The organism is Streptomyces sp. DSM 40750 (assembly GCF_024612035.1).
In the GTDB taxonomy this organism is placed as follows: domain Bacteria; phylum Actinomycetota; class Actinomycetes; order Streptomycetales; family Streptomycetaceae; genus Streptomyces.
This window is the reverse complement of the sequence record NZ_CP102513.1, coordinates 8,315,299-8,331,551: the sequence shown is the minus strand read 5'-3', so window position 1 is coordinate 8,331,551 and position 16,253 is coordinate 8,315,299. Positions and strand designations below refer to the sequence as shown.

At 70.6% G+C, this 16,253-nt stretch carries 12 protein-coding genes; 4 read left to right on the top strand and 8 right to left on the bottom strand.

Annotated features, from left to right (window positions below; genetic code table 11):
- The first annotated feature begins 76 nt into the window (after positions 1-76).
- Genes JIX55_RS37005 through JIX55_RS36995 form a run of 3 tightly spaced genes read left to right on the top strand, consistent with a single transcriptional unit; the run spans position 77 to position 3,563 of the window.
- Positions 77-1,060 carry a sucrase ferredoxin gene (locus JIX55_RS37005; protein WP_257567570.1) on the top strand — a complete coding sequence of 328 codons (984 nt, stop codon included), beginning with the start codon at positions 77-79 and terminating at the stop codon, positions 1,058-1,060.
- A 56-nt stretch (positions 1,061-1,116) separates the two neighbouring features.
- On the top strand, positions 1,117-2,886 hold the full coding sequence (locus tag JIX55_RS37000; protein WP_257567569.1) for an ATP-binding protein: 1,770 nt from the start codon (positions 1,117-1,119) through the stop codon (positions 2,884-2,886).
- Complete coding sequence (locus tag JIX55_RS36995; protein ID WP_257567568.1) at positions 2,883-3,563, top strand: response regulator; 681 nt, start codon at positions 2,883-2,885, stop codon at positions 3,561-3,563. Before JIX55_RS37000 ends, JIX55_RS36995 begins: the two co-directional genes overlap by 4 nt.
- Positions 3,564-3,630: 67 nt before the next feature.
- Here the strand turns inward: JIX55_RS36995 and JIX55_RS36990 are convergent, their stop codons facing one another.
- The 3 genes from JIX55_RS36990 to JIX55_RS36980 form a co-directional block, all read right to left on the bottom strand.
- Positions 3,631-5,223, bottom strand: a complete 1,593-nt coding sequence (locus JIX55_RS36990; protein ID WP_257567567.1) for a solute symporter family protein — start codon at positions 5,221-5,223, stop codon at positions 3,631-3,633.
- Positions 5,220-5,759, bottom strand: a complete 540-nt coding sequence (locus tag JIX55_RS36985) for a DUF485 domain-containing protein (protein WP_257567566.1) — start codon at positions 5,757-5,759, stop codon at positions 5,220-5,222. The genes JIX55_RS36990 and JIX55_RS36985 overlap by 4 nt, the downstream gene beginning before the upstream one ends.
- 174 nt (positions 5,760-5,933) lie before the next feature.
- Complete coding sequence (locus JIX55_RS36980) at positions 5,934-8,054, bottom strand: DNA gyrase/topoisomerase IV subunit B (protein ID WP_257567565.1); 2,121 nt, start codon at positions 8,052-8,054, stop codon at positions 5,934-5,936.
- Between the two features lie 478 nt (positions 8,055-8,532).
- Between JIX55_RS36980 and JIX55_RS36975 the strand changes: the two genes are divergently transcribed.
- Complete coding sequence (locus tag JIX55_RS36975; protein ID WP_013000244.1) at positions 8,533-8,763, top strand: DUF7455 domain-containing protein; 231 nt, start codon at positions 8,533-8,535, stop codon at positions 8,761-8,763.
- Positions 8,764-8,901: 138 nt separating this feature from the next.
- Here JIX55_RS36975 and JIX55_RS36970 read toward each other — a convergent pair whose 3' ends face one another.
- From JIX55_RS36970 to JIX55_RS36950, 5 genes are all read right to left on the bottom strand, one after another.
- Positions 8,902-9,717, bottom strand: coding sequence for a S1 family peptidase (locus JIX55_RS36970; RefSeq protein ID WP_257567564.1), 816 nt, complete (start codon positions 9,715-9,717; stop codon positions 8,902-8,904).
- A gap of 143 nt (positions 9,718-9,860) precedes the next feature.
- Positions 9,861-11,405: an RNA polymerase sigma factor gene (locus tag JIX55_RS36965; RefSeq protein ID WP_257567563.1), complete on the bottom strand. Its 1,545-nt coding sequence runs from the start codon at positions 11,403-11,405 to the stop codon at positions 9,861-9,863.
- Between the two features lie 662 nt (positions 11,406-12,067).
- A complete protein-coding gene (locus tag JIX55_RS36960; RefSeq protein WP_257567562.1) occupies positions 12,068-12,955 on the bottom strand; it encodes a FadR/GntR family transcriptional regulator in 888 nt (295 codons plus the stop codon).
- Between the two features lie 185 nt (positions 12,956-13,140).
- Complete coding sequence (locus JIX55_RS36955) at positions 13,141-15,384, bottom strand: ATP-binding cassette domain-containing protein (RefSeq protein WP_257567561.1); 2,244 nt, start codon at positions 15,382-15,384, stop codon at positions 13,141-13,143.
- 84 nt (positions 15,385-15,468) lie between these two features.
- Positions 15,469-16,227 (bottom strand): NUDIX hydrolase, encoded by a 759-nt coding sequence (locus JIX55_RS36950; RefSeq protein ID WP_005481548.1) that lies wholly within the window; start codon positions 16,225-16,227, stop codon positions 15,469-15,471.
- Positions 16,228-16,253 lie beyond the last annotated feature (26 nt).

The following is a 16,253-nucleotide window of genomic DNA, read 5'->3' as shown; positions in this document are numbered from 1 at the left end:
CCCTTGTGGACCCCGTTTGCGCCCCTTCGGCCCGGCCGGAATTCGCTCGCGCGCAACTCAGGTTAGGCTCACCTCTGTGAGTACGTGCACATCCGCGTCCCGACACCTCGACGAGCCTCTCGCGGGGACCGCCGCCACGGCGAGGACATGGCTGCTGCTGGAACAGCCGGGCCCCTGGGGCGTCAAGGCGCTCACATCGAGCCACCTGGACCCCGCGCTCGGCCGCGCCCTCGAAGCGGCGGCCGAGGGCACCGGCGTACGCGTGGCGCTCATCCGGCGCCCCGGCCGCCACGCGGACCGCCGAGAGGTGCGTGAGCGCCGCGTGTACGTGGCCCACACCGTGCCGGGAAACGTCTGGCTGCACAGCGCCACGACGTCCGACCCCGAACAGTTGCTCGGCCTCGACTTCGCCGCCCTCGGAAACGGCGACCCTCACACCTTCGGGACGGCTTTGCGGGGCCGGCCCCACACCGGCGCCCCCCTCTCGCTCGTCTGCACCAACGGCAAGCGAGACCGCTGCTGCGCCCTCCTCGGCCGCCCACTCGCCGCCGAACTGGCCGCCTCCGGCGTCGAGGGCACCTGGGAGGTCACCCATCTGGGTGGTCACCGTTTCTCCCCCACCCTGCTCGTCCTGCCCTTCGGCTACGTGTACGGCCGTGCCGAGGCCCATCACGTCAAGGAGGTCCTCCAAGGCGTGCGGGAAGGACGGGTCGTCACCGAGGGATGCCGCGGGAGCTCCGCCTGGGAGCGCCCCGGTCAAGCGGCCGAACTGGCGGTGCGCACGGAGACGGGCGAGGACGCGGCCGACGCGCTGACCGTCGTCCGCACGGACGGCACCGCGCCCCGCTGGGAAGTGACCGTCGCCCACCTCGACGGCCGCCGCTGGACCGTCGTCGTCGCCCAGGGCGCCTCCCAGCCGCCGCGCGCGGAAAGCTGCGGTTCCGCGCTGGGCTCCCCGGCCAGGATGGACGTCGTGGCCGTACGAGAGCTCGCACCAGCGGCGCTGACGGGCCAGGGCAACCGGCCCCGAGGCCACGCCGCGCAAACACTTCGCACCTGAGATCCACGCCACACCCCACTACGACCGGCCCGTTCCCCCCACGTACCGTCATGGGTATGAGCCCCACTCCCCCCGCACGCCGCCTACGTCTCGGTATGCCGCGGCGGGTGTTCTCGCAGGTCCTGCTGATGCAGGTGGCGATCGCCGCCGGTGTCGCCGTCCTCGCGACCGGGCTGTTCCTCGCGCCGCTCAGCGAACAGCTGGACGACCAGGCCATGCGCCGGGCCCTCGCGATAGCGCAGACGACGGCGGCACAGCCGCAGATCGCCGAGGACCTGCTGTCGTCGAAGCCGTCCGTGAACGGCCCCGTGCAGATCGAGGCCGAGCGGATCCGGAAGGCGAGCGGGGCCGAGTACGTCGTGGTGATGGACACACACGGGGTGCGCTGGTCGCACACCGACCCGGCGGAGATCGGCGGCACGGTCTCCACGGACCCGCGCCGCGCCCTGGCCGGGAACGAGGTCATGGAGATCGACTCGGGCACCCTGGGGCGCTCCGCCCGGGGCAAGGTGCCGCTGCGCGACGGCGACGGGAAGATCGTCGGAGCCGTCTCGGTCGGTATCGAGTACGACAGCGTGCGCGCCCGGCTGATCCACGCGATCCCCGGGCTCCTCGCGTATGCCGGGGGCGCCATGGCCGTCGGGGCGCTGGCCGCGTATGTGATCTCCCGGCGGGTCCACCGCCAGACCCGTGACCTGGCCTTCTCCGACATCGCGGGGCTGCTGGCGGAGCGCGAGGCGATGCTGCACGGCATTCGGGAGGGCGTGGTCGCGCTGGACCGCGCCGGCCGCGTACGCCTCCTGAACGACGAGGCGCAGCGGCTGCTCGGGATAGGCGACGAGGTGGTCGGCAGGTCGCTCGACGACGCGCTCGGCGCCGGCCGTACGACCGATGTGCTGGCCGGCCGGGTCACGGGCACCGATCTGCTGACCGTGCGCGGCCAGCGCGTGCTGGTCACCAACCGCATGCCCACCGACGACGGGGGCGCCGTAGCCACCCTGCGCGACCGCACCGAACTGGAGCAGTTGGGCCGCGAACTCGACTCCACGCGCGGCCTGATAGACGCCCTGCGCGCCCAGGACCACGAGCACGCCAACCGGATGCACACGCTCCTCGGACTGCTCGAACTGGAGATGTTCGACGAGGCCGTGGAGTTCGTCGGCGAGGTGGTCGGCGACCACCGGGCGACCGCCGAACAGGTCACCGAGAAGATCCACGATCCGCTGCTCGCCGCGGTGCTGGTCGGCAAGGCGACCGTCGCGGCCGAGCGCGGCGTCGCCCTCTCGGTCGCGGGCGGCACGATGTTGCCGGACCGGCTGATCGACCCGCGTGGGCTCGTCACCATCGTCGGCAACCTCGTCGACAACGCCCTGGACGCCGTCGCGGGCACACCGCACGCGCGCGTGGAGGTCGATCTGCGCGCCGAGGGACGCACGGCGATCCTCCGGGTCCGCGACACCGGACCGGGAGTCCCGCCCGACAAGCGGGAGTTGATCTTCACGGACGGCTGGTCCACCAAGACACCGCCTGCCCACCGCGAGCGCGGCATCGGGCTCTCCCTGGTACGCCGCCTCGCCGAACGGCAAGGCGGCAGCGCCCGGGTCGCGGAAGCGGAGGGCGGCGGCGCGGAGTTCACCGTCGTACTGCCCGACGCACTCGCGGAGCCGGAGCTGGTGACGCGGCCATCCGTGCCGACGCTTACCTCCACGGCACCGGACCACGGGCCCGCTCGACACGACGAGCCGAGGACCGGCCGCGACGGACGGCCAGGCCCCGAGCAGGAGCCCGAAGCCGCCATCACAGCCGCCGAGAAGGAGTCGCGATGATCGAGGTCCTGATCGTGGACGACGACACGAGAGTCGCCCGCGTCAACGCCGCCTATGTCGAGAAGGTCGCCGGTTTCCACGTCGCCGGCGTGGCCCACAACGCGGCCGAGGCGCTCCAGCAGCTGGAGGCGTTGCCCCACGTGGACCTGGTCCTCCTGGACCACTATCTGCCGGACGAGACGGGCCTCGTGGTCGTCCAGGAGATGCGGCGCCGCGGCCACCAGACCGACGTGATCATGGTGACGGCGGCCCGCGACGTATCGACCGTCCAGGCCGCGATGCGGCAGGGCGCGCTCCAGTACCTGGTCAAACCGTTCGCGTTCGCCGGGCTGCGGGCCAAGCTGGAGGCGTACGCGGAGCTGCGGCGCACGCTGGACGGCGGCGGCGAGGCCGAACAGGCCGAGGTGGACCGGATCTTCGGCGCTCTCTCGGCGGGCGGCGAGCCGGACCTGCCCAAGGGCCACTCCGCCACCACCACCGAGCTCGTACGCCGTGCCCTGATGACCGCCGAGGGCGCGCTCTCCGCCCAGGAGATCGCCGAACGGACGGGCCTCAGCCGCCAGACCGCCCAGCGCTATCTGAAGCTCCTGGAGCGCACGGGACGGGCCCGGCTGACTCTCAAGTACGGCGACGCGGGCCGCCCGGAGCACCGCTACGTGTGGGCCTCCCGCCCCTGAAGGCCCCCGTACGCGCCTCCGACACGCCCTCGTGAAGCCTCTGCGCCCCTGAACGCGCCCCGGTCCGTCACACCGCCCCGGCGCCCGTGAGCGACCTCACCTCGGTCTCCGCGTGCTTCGCCTCGTCCGGCGGCTCGGCCGAGGTGACCGTGCCGAGCCAGCCCGCGAGGAAGCCCAGAGGGATGGAGACGAGGCCCGGGTTCTGCAAGGGGAAGTACTGGAAGTCGACGCCGGGGAACAGCGAGTCGGCGCTCCCCGAGACCACCGGCGACAGCAGCACGAGGACCACGGAGGGGACGAGTCCGCCGTACACGGACCACACCGCGCCCCGCGTGGTGAAGCCGCGCCAGAACAGCGAGTACAGCAGCACGGGCAGATTGGCCGAGGCGGCGACCGCGAAGGCCAGTCCCACGAGGAAGGCCACGTTCAGGTCCCGGGCGAGCAGCCCGAGCGCGATCGCGACCATGCCGATCCCGACCGCGGCGGTCCGTGCGACGGCCACCTCGCTGCGCGGCTTCGAACGCCTGCGCCGCAGCGACGCGTAGAGGTCATGGGCGACGGACGCCGACGACGCGAGGGTGATGCCGGCGACGACCGCGAGGATCGTGGCGAAGGCGATGGCGGCGACGATCGCGAACAGAACCGTTCCGCCTGTGGAGTCCGCGCCACCGCCCAGATCGAGGGCGAGCAGTGGCACCGCTGTGTTCCCGGCCGCGTTGGATCCCCGTACGGCTTCCGGGCCGACGATCGCGGCCGCGCCGAAGCCCAGCACGATCGTCATGAGGTAGAAGCCGCCGATGAGGCCGATCGACCAGACCACCGAGCGGCGCGCGGCCCGAGCGGTGGGCACCGTGTAGAAGCGCGACAGGATGTGCGGCAGCCCGGCCGTGCCCAGCACCAAGGCGAGTCCGAGGCTGATGAAGTCGAAGCGCGCGATCCAGTCCCCGCCGTACTTCAGCCCGGGCGCGAGGAACGCGTCCCCGTGTCCGCTGCGGTCGGCCGCCGTCCGCAGCAACTGGTCGAAGTCCCCGTGGAACCGCACCAGTACGAGCACGGTCAGCGCGATCGCCCCGCCCATCAGCAGGACCGCCTTCACGATCTGAATCCAGGTGGTGGCCCGCATCCCTCCCAACGAGACATAGACGACCATGAGCGCGCCGACCCCGATGACCGTCCAGGCCTGCGCCGCCTCGCCCTCGCCTCCCAACAGCAGCGCGACGAGGGTGCCCGCCCCCACCATCTGCGCCACCAGATACAGCACGGACACGGTCACCGAGGAAGTTCCCGCCGCGATCCGTACCGGCCGCTCGCTCATACGCGCCGCGACCACGTCGGCGAGCGTGAACCGCCCGCAGTTGCGTACCAGTTCGGCCACCAGGAAAAGCACCACGAGCCAGGCGACCAGGAAGCCCACCGAGTAGAGCAGCCCGTCGTACCCGAAGAGCGCGATGAGCCCGGAGATACCGAGGAAGGAAGCCGCGGACATGTAGTCGCCCGCGATGGCAAAACCATTCTCCATGGGCGAGAACAGCCGCCCGCCGACGTAGAACTCCTCCGCCGAGCCGTGCCGGTTGCGGCTCACCCACGTCGTGATCCCCAACGTGACCGCCACGAACGCGCTGAACAGCAGCAGCGCCAGCGTCTGATGGTCGGCGGTCACCGCTCGCCCCCTCTGACGCCGCGCGTCAACTCCTGGGTGTCCCAGCGCAGATCGAGCGCCGCCCGGTCCCGGCGCAGCCTCGCGTGCCGCGCGTACGCCCAGGTGAACAGGAACGTCGTGAGGAACTGCCCCAGCCCCGCCAGCATCGCCACGTTCACCGCGCCCGCCACCGGCCGTGCCATCAGTCCCGGAGCGGTGGTCGCCGTCACGACGTACCCCACGTACCAGCTGAAGAAGAGGGCGACGCCTGGGATCACGAACCTGCGATACCGCCTGCGCACCTCCTGGAAGGCCGCGCTCCGCTGGACCTCCAGATAGACGTCCGCCGCGCCCCCGCCCCGGCTCTCCCGCGCATCGGCCACGACCGGGGCCGGCCCGCCCATACCGTCCAACTCCCCCCAGCCGGACGCCAGCGCGTCGTACCAGGGATCGTCGAACCGCACGTCCGCGCTGGCGAGGCCATGCCCCTCGTGCTGCTCAACCGGGCTCTCAGAACCGCCCCCGCGTCGGCGAGGACGGCTGGTGCTTGACTGCATGCCCAAGCATGGACAGAACGGAAAGACCCCCGACTCACCTCTTCACAATTCTTCACCCCATCAGGTGAAGCACTGGCCGACTTCCCCACAGAGACGACCGAGGGCGGCCCCCCGGCGCGCCCCCGACCCACCCACCGGACCGAAGGCGCGACCGGCCCAAGCCGAGCGCAGCGGCTACGCGTCGATGCGTGACCGATCCAACGTGGCGGCCGAGCTGGAGATGAACTCCTTGCGCGGCGCGACGTCGTTCCCCATCAACAGGTCGAACACCTGCTCAGCCGCTTCCAGGTCCGAGAGGTTGATCCGCCGCAGCGTCCGGTGCCTCGGATCCATCGTCGTCTCCGCCAGCTGGTCCGCGTCCATCTCGCCGAGACCCTTGTAGCGCTGGATGGAGTCCTTGTACCGGACACCCTTGCTCTGGAACTCCAGCAGTTTGTCGCGCAGCTCACGGTCCGAGTACGTGTAGACGTACTTGTCCTGTCCCTTCTTGGGCTGGACCAGCTCGATCCGGTGCAGCGGCGGCACGGCGGCGAAGACGCGTCCCGCCTCGACCATGGGCCGCATGTAGCGCTGGAAGAGCGTGAGCAGCAGACAGCGGATGTGGGAGCCGTCCACATCGGCGTCGGTCATCATGATGATCTTGCCGTACCGAGCCGCGCCGATATCGAACGTACGCCCGGACCCGGCCCCTATGACCTGGATGATCGCGCCGCACTCGGCGTTCTTGAGCATGTCCGTCACGGACGACTTCTGGACGTTGAGGATCTTGCCCCGGATCGGCAGCAGCGCCTGGAACTCGGAGTTCCGCGCGAGCTTCGCCGTACCGAGCGCGGAGTCACCCTCGACGATGAACAGCTCGCTGCGCCCCACGTCGTCACTGCGGCAGTCGGCGAGCTTGGCGGGCAGGGTCGAGGACTCCAGGGCCGTCTTGCGGCGCTGCGCGTCCTTGTGCTGACGTGCGGCGATACGCGTACGGGCGGCCGCGACGGCCTTCTCCATGACGACCCGCGCCTGAGCCGCGGCGTCCCGCCTCGTGGAGGTCAGGAACGCCTTGAGCTCCTTGGAGATCACCTGCGTCACGATGCGTCGGGCCGCCGAGGTGCCGAGGACCTCCTTGGTCTGGCCCTCGAACTGCGGCTCGGCGAGACGCACGGTCACGACGGCGGTGAGGCCTTCGAGGGCGTCGTCCTTGACGATGTCGTCCTCGGCGACGCGCAGCATCTTCTTGGCACGCAGCACCTCGTTCATGGTGCCGGCCACGGCCTGCTCGAAGCCCGCGACGTGGGTGCCGCCCTTGGGGGTGGCGATGATGTTCACGAACGACTTGAGGGTCGTGTCGTAGCCGGTGCCCCAGCGCATGGCGACGTCGACGCCGAGCTCGCGAGTGACCTGGGTGGGCGTCATCTGGCCGTGCTCGTCCAGGACGGGCACGGTCTCCTTGAAGGTGCCCTGCCCGGAGAAACGGAGGACATCGCAGACCGGCTTGTCGGAGGCCAGGTACTCGCAGAACTCGCTGATCCCGCCATCGAAGCGGAACGACTCCTCGCCCTTGCTCCCACCCTCGCCGAGGCCGAACTCGTCACGGACGACGATCGTCAGCCCGGGCACGAGGAAGGCGGTCTGCCGGGCGCGCTGGTGCAGGTGCTCCAGCGAGAGCTTGGCGTCCTTCAGGAAGATCTGGCGGTCGGCCCAGTAGCGCACGCGTGTGCCGGTGCGTGTCTTGGGGATCCGCTTGCCCTTGCGCAGACCGCCGGTCTCGAACTTGGCGTCCGGGCCGTTGCCGGCGAAGGCGCCGGGCACACCGCGCCGGAAACTGATGGCGTGGGTGCTGCCGCTGCGGTCGACCTCGACGTCCAGGCGGGCGGAGAGCGCGTTCACCACGGAGGCGCCCACGCCGTGCAGACCGCCGGAGGCGGCGTACGAGCCGCCGCCGAACTTGCCGCCGGCGTGCAGCTTGGTCATGACGACCTCGACGCCGGACAGGCCGGTCTTGGGCTCGACATCGACCGGGATGCCCCGGCCGTTGTCCCGCACCTCGACGGAGGCGTCGTCGTGGAGGATCACGTCGATGTGGTCGCAGTAGCCCCCGAGGGCCTCGTCCACGGAGTTGTCGATGATCTCCCAGAGGCAGTGCATCAGGCCTCGACTGTCGGTCGAGCCGATGTACATGCCGGGGCGCTTCCGCACGGCCTCAAGCCCCTCGAGGACGAGCAGGTGCCGCGCGGTGTAGTTGGAACCGTCCCGGTCTGCTCCGGTCAGCAGCGCTGTGGACGGCACGGACGTATCGGCGGTCACGCGGTTCGCTCCTCGCTGAATTTCAGGTGAGGCCCTTTTGGGTAAGGGGCCGGGCTCTGTTGCCGGTCCGAGGGTACCGAGGCCTGGTAGAGCCGTTGTACCGCCACCCTCGTCCGAAACTCAGAGTAGTCCAGGGTCGCATGCCTGTTCGATCCCTCGATGGGGTGAAGTACATATCACGTTCCCTTCGAGGCATGAACCATTTAGGCTCCGGGCACGTCCTCATGAACAACCGGCAACCCAGCCGGGAGGACCGTACAACCGAAAGAACAACCACCAGAACCACCGAGCGACCACCGACAGCCAGCGCGAACCCGTACGACACGAAGACACGCACTACGGCTCATTCGCCGCCAACCGGCAGCAGACAGCCGGCCCGGAAAGATTTTTTCGAGTTAAAGCCGCGAGCGGGAACGTTTTCGGCCTGGTTGGATGTTGACCCTGGTACGACAGCTCGTCGAGCTAGAGAAGAGGCGACGTGACTACTGTTCTGACCCCCGCGACCCCGCTGACGGCCGCTGACCGATGCGACCGCTGCGGCGCCCAGGCCTACCTGCGCGTCGTCCTGCTGAGCGGTGGAGAGCTGCTGTTCTGCGCCCACCACGGCCGCAAGTTCGAGCCGGAGCTCAAGAAGATCGCCGCGGAGATACAGGACGAGACGGAGCGGCTCACGGCCGCCCCCGCGACCGCAGAAGAGGACGAGCGCTGACGCTTCGCACCTGACGACGAGCCGCCACCGGCTCGAGGCCGGTGATCGGGCGGCCACTCCCGCTACACACGGGGTGGCCGCCCGCTCTCGTACCGCACACGACATGGCACCCTGCCGCGTCGGCGCGCCAGCGCCGCCTCAGCGGCTCCCCGACAGCACCCGGGCCACGTAAGAGCCCTTGGTGTAGACGCCGGGACTCCCGGCGAGCCCACAACCGCTCCCCCACGACACGAGCCCGATCAGCTTCCCCTGGGCGACCAGCGGCCCTCCGCTGTCCCCCTGGCAGGCGTCCCGACCGCCGTTCTGCTCCCCGGCGCACACCATGGAGCCGGACACATATCTGCCTTCCGCACTGCCCGGATAGGCACTCTCGCAGACGGCGTCGGCCATCACCTCCACCGGCGCGGCCCGCAGACTCTGCGCGTAGTCGCCGGCGCCGGTGATGTCCCCCCAGCCGTAGACCGCGGCCGGCGTGCCCGGCATGTAGGCCGTGTCACCGGCCTCCGCCAACCCGATGACGGAGCTATCGGGCAGCGGTGAGGCGAGGGTCACCACCGCGAAGTCCCCGACGTTCGTATAGGCGTCGTACTCCGGATTGACCCAGGTGCCGCTCACCGGCACCTCCATGCCCTCGGTCGACTGGAGCTCGGCGCGGCCTGTGATGACCTTCAGATCGGGGATGCGTTCCGGGGGTCCTCCCAGGACGTCCTCGCTGAGGCAGTGGGCGGCCGTCAGGACCGTCGAGCGGCCGACCACGACACCGCCGCAGAACTGCCCGGCCCGCGTACCCCCGAACCGGTCACGGCTGGACAGTGCCACCGTCCAGGGAGCCTGGGAGATCTCGACCGGATGACCGCCGATGACGACCTCCGCCGTCGCCGGGGGCGGTGATGCCAGCGGTATGACGGCCGTGGTGGCCGCGAGGGCCAGCACTCGGGCGAACGATCGACGCATGCGCGCTCCTCACTCTGGGACTTGGATGGCACACCCAGAGTGATCTACCAGATCGGCTTCCGCATGCCGCGCACACGCCGAAGGCCCGGCTCCCTTCGAGGGAACCGGGCCTTCACGACCGACGCGCGGGCGAAGCCGTGCTACTAGTCCAGGTAGTCGCGCAGGACCTGCGAGCGGGACGGGTGACGCAGCTTCGACATCGTCTTGGACTCGATCTGACGGATGCGCTCACGCGTGACGCCGTACACCTTGCCGATCTCGTCGAGGGTCTTCGGCTGACCGTCGGTGAGACCGAAGCGCATGGAGACGACGCCGGCCTCGCGCTCGGAGAGCGTGTCGAGGACGGAGTGCAGCTGCTCCTGCAGGAGCGTGAAGCTGACCGCGTCCGCCGGGACGACGGCCTCGGAGTCCTCGATGAGGTCACCGAACTCGCTGTCGCCGTCCTCGCCCAGGGGGGTGTGCAGCGAGATGGGCTCGCGACCGTACTTCTGGACCTCGATGACCTTCTCGGGGGTCATGTCGAGTTCCTTGGCCAGCTCCTCCGGGGTGGGCTCGCGGCCCAGGTCCTGGAGCATCTGGCGCTGGACACGCGCGAGCTTGTTGATGACCTCGACCATGTGCACCGGGATACGGATGGTGCGGGCCTGGTCGGCCATCGCGCGGGTGATCGCCTGACGGATCCACCAGGTGGCGTACGTGGAGAACTTGTAGCCCTTGGTGTAGTCGAACTTCTCGACCGCGCGGATCAGACCGAGGTTGCCCTCCTGGATGAGGTCCAGGAAGAGCATGCCGCGGCCCGTGTAGCGCTTGGCCAGGGAGACCACCAGACGGAGGTTGGCCTCCAGGAGGTGGTTCTTGGCGCGACGGCCGTCCTCGGCGATGATCTCCAGCTCGCGCTTGAGCTTCGGGGCGAGCTTGTCGGCGTTGGCCAGCTTGTCCTCGGCGAACAGACCGGCCTCGATGCGCTTGGCGAGCTCGACCTCCTGCTCGGCGTTGAGCAGCGGGACCTTGCCGATCTGCTTGAGGTAGTCCTTGACCGGGTCGGCGGTGGCACCGGCGGCGGCGACCTGCTGGGCCGGCGCGTCGTCCTCGTCCTCGTCGGACAGCACGAAGCCGGCATTCTCGGTGCCCTCGGGCTCCTCGCCGGGCTTGCCGCCGGGGGTCTCCTCCAGAACCTCTTCGTCGACCAGCTCGGCGTCGTCCTTCTTGGCGGTGGTCTTCTTGACCGCCGTCTTCTTGGCGGCGACGGTCTTCTTGGCGGGGGCCGCCTTCTTGGCGACCGCCTTCTTGGCGGCGGCCTTCTTGGCGGGTGCGGCGTCCTCGGCGGAGGCGTCGGCCGCGGGCACCGCGGGGGCGGCTGTGGCGGTGGCCTTCTTGGTGGTCACCGTCTTCGCCGCGACCGTCTTGGTGGCGGTGCGCTTGGCCGGACTCTTCGCTGCGACGCTCTTTCGGGTGCGCTTGGGCTCCGCGGCACTGACCATCAGCGTCACACCCTCTTCCTCGAGGATCTGGTTGAGGCTGCGCAGTACGTTCTTCCACTGAGTGGCCGGAATCTGGTCAGCTTCGAAGGCCCGACGCACATCGTCGCCGGCGATCTGCCCCTCAGCCTTTCCCCGCTCAATGAGCGCCATGACAGAGACGGACTCGGCGATCTCCGGCGGGAGCGTACGGGATGTGCTGGCCGACACGAACAACCTCTCGGAACGTTGGAAAACGGCTTCCGGCCCCGTCCACTGTGGACAGGAGCCGACCACCGGCTTGGGAGTGGGCCGACGGTGCGGGCGGGGGCCGGGAAGATGCACAGCGCCGTGAACGGCGTCCGTATTCCCTCCGCGGCTGTCACCTCTTAGGTCATCGCGCTGTTCCCACGAGCGTTACGCCCAATCTGCGTGGCCCGAGTCACACCCCGTAAGCGCTCAAAAGCGGTCAGATGCTGCCAGAGGTAATCGATCGAGGCCACAACCGTACTGCTTAAGGCGGGTACCCGGACGATTCCCGAACGAACTCCTCAATGCGGATCACCGTCCTCACCGAGAATCGACGCTCTCCGGGGTCTCCTGCCGTGGGGGAGTCACCGCTCTCGCCGAGTCCCACCGACCCCAGCGAGAGGGACCACACCGCCGAAACGGGTCAGACCGTCGAGACGGGTCGGACCGTCGAGACGGACCGTCCCTTCGAACCGGCCGTTCCCACCGCGCCCCGGACGGCGCCCTCCGTCCGTCGTGCCGCCGGACCCCGCCGAATCCCGGGAGGATCCGATGAGGTCCGGCGGCACGGGTTCGCCGGCCGAGCGATAGCGCGGCGGAACTCGCATCCCGGCCGCATCGCCCTTGTCTCGCGCTCAGCGCTCTCAGTGCTCACGCGGCGCGGGCACTACGCGCTCCACCTCGGGGTGGACGGTGAGCACCTGACGCATGGCCGCCTCGGCCGCCCCTCCGTCGCCCGCCGCGAGGGCGTCGACGATCCGGGCGTGGTGCACCAGGGTCGACTCGCCCGGCCGCTCGCACCCGGTGGCCGGGCCGCCGGAGACCTGCAGGGCCGCCGAGACGATCCCGGAGAGGTGCTCCAGCATGCGGTTGCCCGCGAGCTGAATGAGCAGTGAGTGGAACTCGGCGTCCGCACGCGAGAAGGTCAGCGGGTCGCCCTGCGCCATGGCGTGACCCATGAGCTCGACCATGTCGCCGAGGCGCTGCTGGACGTCGTCACGGCCGTGCCCCGCGGCGAGGCGGGCGGCGAGCGGCTCGATCGTCCAGCGCAGCTCGCTGAGCTCGCGCCGCTGGTTGTCGCGCTGCGGGCCGAAGGCCCGCCACTCGATGATGTCCGGGTCGAGCAGGTTCCAGTCGCTGACCGGCCGTACCCGCGTGCCGACATTGGGGCGGGCGCTGACCAGGCCCTTCGCCTCCAGGACGCGCAGGGATTCACGGACGACGGTACGGGAGACCTCGAACCGCTGGCCGATCTCCTCGGGCACGAGGGGGCGGTCCGCGCCCAGGTCGCCGGAGACGATCATCTGGCCGAGCTGCTGGACGAGTTGGCCGTGCAGCCCGCGTCCGCGGCTCCCGGCGGCGCGGCGGCCGACGCGCCCCAGCTCGGGGTCCGCGCCGTCCCAGGCGGGGAGGCCGACGCGGTCGACGCCCGGGGACTCTGCGTAGGGGTAGCGGTCGAGTTCGCCCGGTCCTGCGAGGCCGGAGTCGGCGGAGCGGGCGGCGGTCATCATGGTGTGCGCAAGGGTACTCACGCATCCTTTGTCGGCTGCGTTCTCAACTCCCTTGAGGTCTTTGGTGAAAAGCACACGAAAGGGTGATCGCTCACCCCGCCGCAATTGACGCCTTATCGGAAAGAAATGGGCGTTCTACAAGGAGTTGTGCGCATTGCGCCAACGGAAGAGCACGGACGGTGAGCACGAAAGGATGACGTCGATCATCAGCGGACCTTGCCGCGCAGGTTCGTGAGCACGTAGGCGCCCAGCAGCGCGGTCAGCGACAACACCAGGGCCCCGCCCACGGGTTGGGCGATCGCCCGTGCCACGGCCTCCAGATAGCGCTCTCCACCGAACGGCCACTGCACCAGGACGAGCTCACGCAGCCGCATGGGGAACCCGGCCGCATTCCGCACGGCCGGCCCCTCCAGCACCTTCTGCACCGCGGGTACGACGAGGAGGGGCACGGCGACCACGGCCGCGAGCCCGGCGGACGTGGACCGGAAGACCCCCGCCGCCAGTACTCCCGCCCAGGCGCACCCCACGACGAGACCGACCCAACTCGCGCCGAGCGAGAGCCAGTCGGCGGGCACCGAGGTGAGCTCCGAGCCGTAGACGAGATAGAGCACTTCGAGGTCGCAGCCCACAGTGAGAAAGGCCAGCAGCAGTGCGGTGACCGCGGCGACGACGAGTTTCGCGAGGAGCAGGCCCAGCCGGCGGGGGACCGTGCCGCAGTCCGCGGCCAGGGCGGGGTGGCGGAACTCGTCGCCGAAGGCGATCGCACCGAGCAGTCCCGCGCCGATGGCGGCGGGCGGCAGCGGAAGTTCCCGCGGCCACGCGGCCAGCAGCCGCGGCTGCGAGGTGTGCCCGATCGTGGCCAGGATCACGGCCGTGAGGGCGGAGGTGACGAGTACGGCTGCGGAGGTGACGTACACGGTCCCGACTCCGCCCGCCCTGCGCACCTCGTAACACAGCGGACGCAGCGGGCTCGGCGCCCGACGGACGGTGATCGGCGGCGGAAGCGGGGGCAGCGGCCCCTCATCGGACGACCGAGCCGCGCGCGGCCCGGGGTGAGCCTGGGCCGCGGGGCTGGTGTGAGACGCGGGGCTGGTGTGAGGCGCGGGGCTGGTGTGAGGCGCGGGGCTGGTGTGGGGCGCTGGGTGAGCGCGGAGCTCGGGGTCGGGGTGAGGCTCGGGGGCGGCGTCAGGCTCGGGGTCGGCGTGAGGCGCAGGGTCGGGGTCGGGGTGAGGCTCGGGGTCGGCGTCAGGCTCAGGGTCGGCGTGAGACGCAGGGACGGGGTGAGGCTCGGGGTCGGCGCGGAACTCCGGGTCGGCGTCAGGCTCGGGGTCGGCGCGGAACTCCGGGTCGGCGTCAGGCCCAGGGTCGGGGTGAGGCTCGGGGGCGGGGTGAGGCTCGGAGTTGACCTCCGGTGCGTCGGCGGCGGGTGTCCCTGGTCCGGCAGCGTCCGCCTGAGGCTCGTCAGCGGGCGTCTGATGCCTCTCGACCGGCCCTTGAGCCGCCTGGGCCGAGCCATGAGCGCTCTCGGTCGATGCCGGGTCGCCTTCGGCGAGCGGCGGCATCAGCGACGGCATGGGCCCCATGTCTCCGATCTCGTCCGCGAGTTGGTGTACGAGGATGCCGTGCCGGAACGCGGTCTCGCCGATCTCGGCGCACGTACTGCCGTACACCGACAGCCGGTTGCCGCCCTCGCGCACGATCTCCACGGAACGCCGTGCGGTCCGGGCCTCCTTCGTGAGCAGCGCCCCGAGCCGGGCGGCGTGCGGGGTGCGGACGGCGACCCGGGGCCGGAGCCGGGTGCGGGAGAAGTCGGCGACCTCCTGGTCGGCGACGAGCCTGCCCTGTTCGAGGGTGAGGACCCGGTCGGCGGTCCGCGCGGCCTCCTTGGGGTCGTCGGTGGTGAACAGGACCGTGCCGCCCTGGTGGGCGTGCGCACGCATGACCCCGTACAGCCACCGGCCCTCGCGGACGGACAACCCGTCGGCGGGCTCGTCCAGGACGAGGGTGTGCGGGTCGGACAGCAGTGCGCAGGCGAGGCCGAGGCGGCGGTCCATGCCCCGCGAGAGCGTGTTCAGCCGCGCCTCGCGCAGGCTCACCAGGCCCACGACCTCCAGAACTTCGTCGGCGCGCCTGGCGGGGAGCCCCGCGGCCGCGCACAGCATGCGCAGATGACCGCGGACCGTGCGGGCCGGGTGGCCGGGCACATCGCCGAGCAGTACCCCCACTTCTCGTGCGGGGTGGGCGATGCGGTGCAGGGGGCGGCCTCTGAAGTAGGTGATGCCGCGGCCCCGTTGGAGTTCGAGCATGAGCTTCAGCGCTGTCGACTTGCCCGCTCCCGGATTGCCGAGGAGTGCGGTGACGCGGCCGGAGTGCGCCTCGAAGGACACGTCGTCGACAGCGGGCGGGAGCTCCTTGCGGGGGTTGCTGGTCAATCCGATCGCCTGGATCACCTGAAGCAAGATAGCGCGGTATGTCCGTTTTTTCGGGCACCGTGAAGCATCGAGGATCCCCGCGCTGGCCCCCGCTTCGCGGTGTCAGACCTCGGGGCGCAGCATCGGCGGGTTGAGGAGGGTGGCGCCGCCGGCGCGGAACAGCTGGGCGGGGCGGCCGCCCTGCCGTGTGGTGGTGCCGCCGGTGGGCACCAGGAAGCCGGGCGTGCCCGTCACCTTGCGATGGAAGTTGCGCGGATCCAGCGCCACGCCCCACACCGCTTCGTAGACGCGCCGCAGCTCACCGACGGTGAACTCCGGCGGGCAGAAGGCTGTGGCCAGCGAGGAGTACTCGATCTTGGAACGGGCGCGCTCCACCCCGTCCGCGAGGATCTGCGCATGGTCGAAGGCCAGCGGCGCCACCGGTTCGCCGTCACGCCCATAACCGCCCTGCTCCAGCAACTCTTCGACGGGGGCCCAGCGTGCGCTGTTGGCATCACCGCCCGGGCGTGGTGCCGGCAGATCCGGGGCGAGCGCGAGGTGGGCGACGCTGACAACCCTCATCCGCGGGTCGCGCTTCGGGTCACCGTAGGTCGCCAACTGCTCCAGGTGTGCTCCGTTGTCCTGCGCGGGCTCGGACGGTTCGTGGGCGGTCAGCCCGGTCTCCTCGGCCAGCTCCCGTGCCGCGGCCTGCGACAGGTCCTCGTCCGGCCGCACGAAGCCGCCGGGCAACGCCCACCGACCCTGGAACGGCTGCTCGCCCCGCCGTACCGTCAGCGCGCAGAGTGCGTGACGACGGACGGTCAGCACGACCAGGTCCACGGTGACAGCGAAGGGCGGGTAGTCCGACGGGTCGTAGGGCATGCCGCGATCATAGTCGTCTGCCTGAC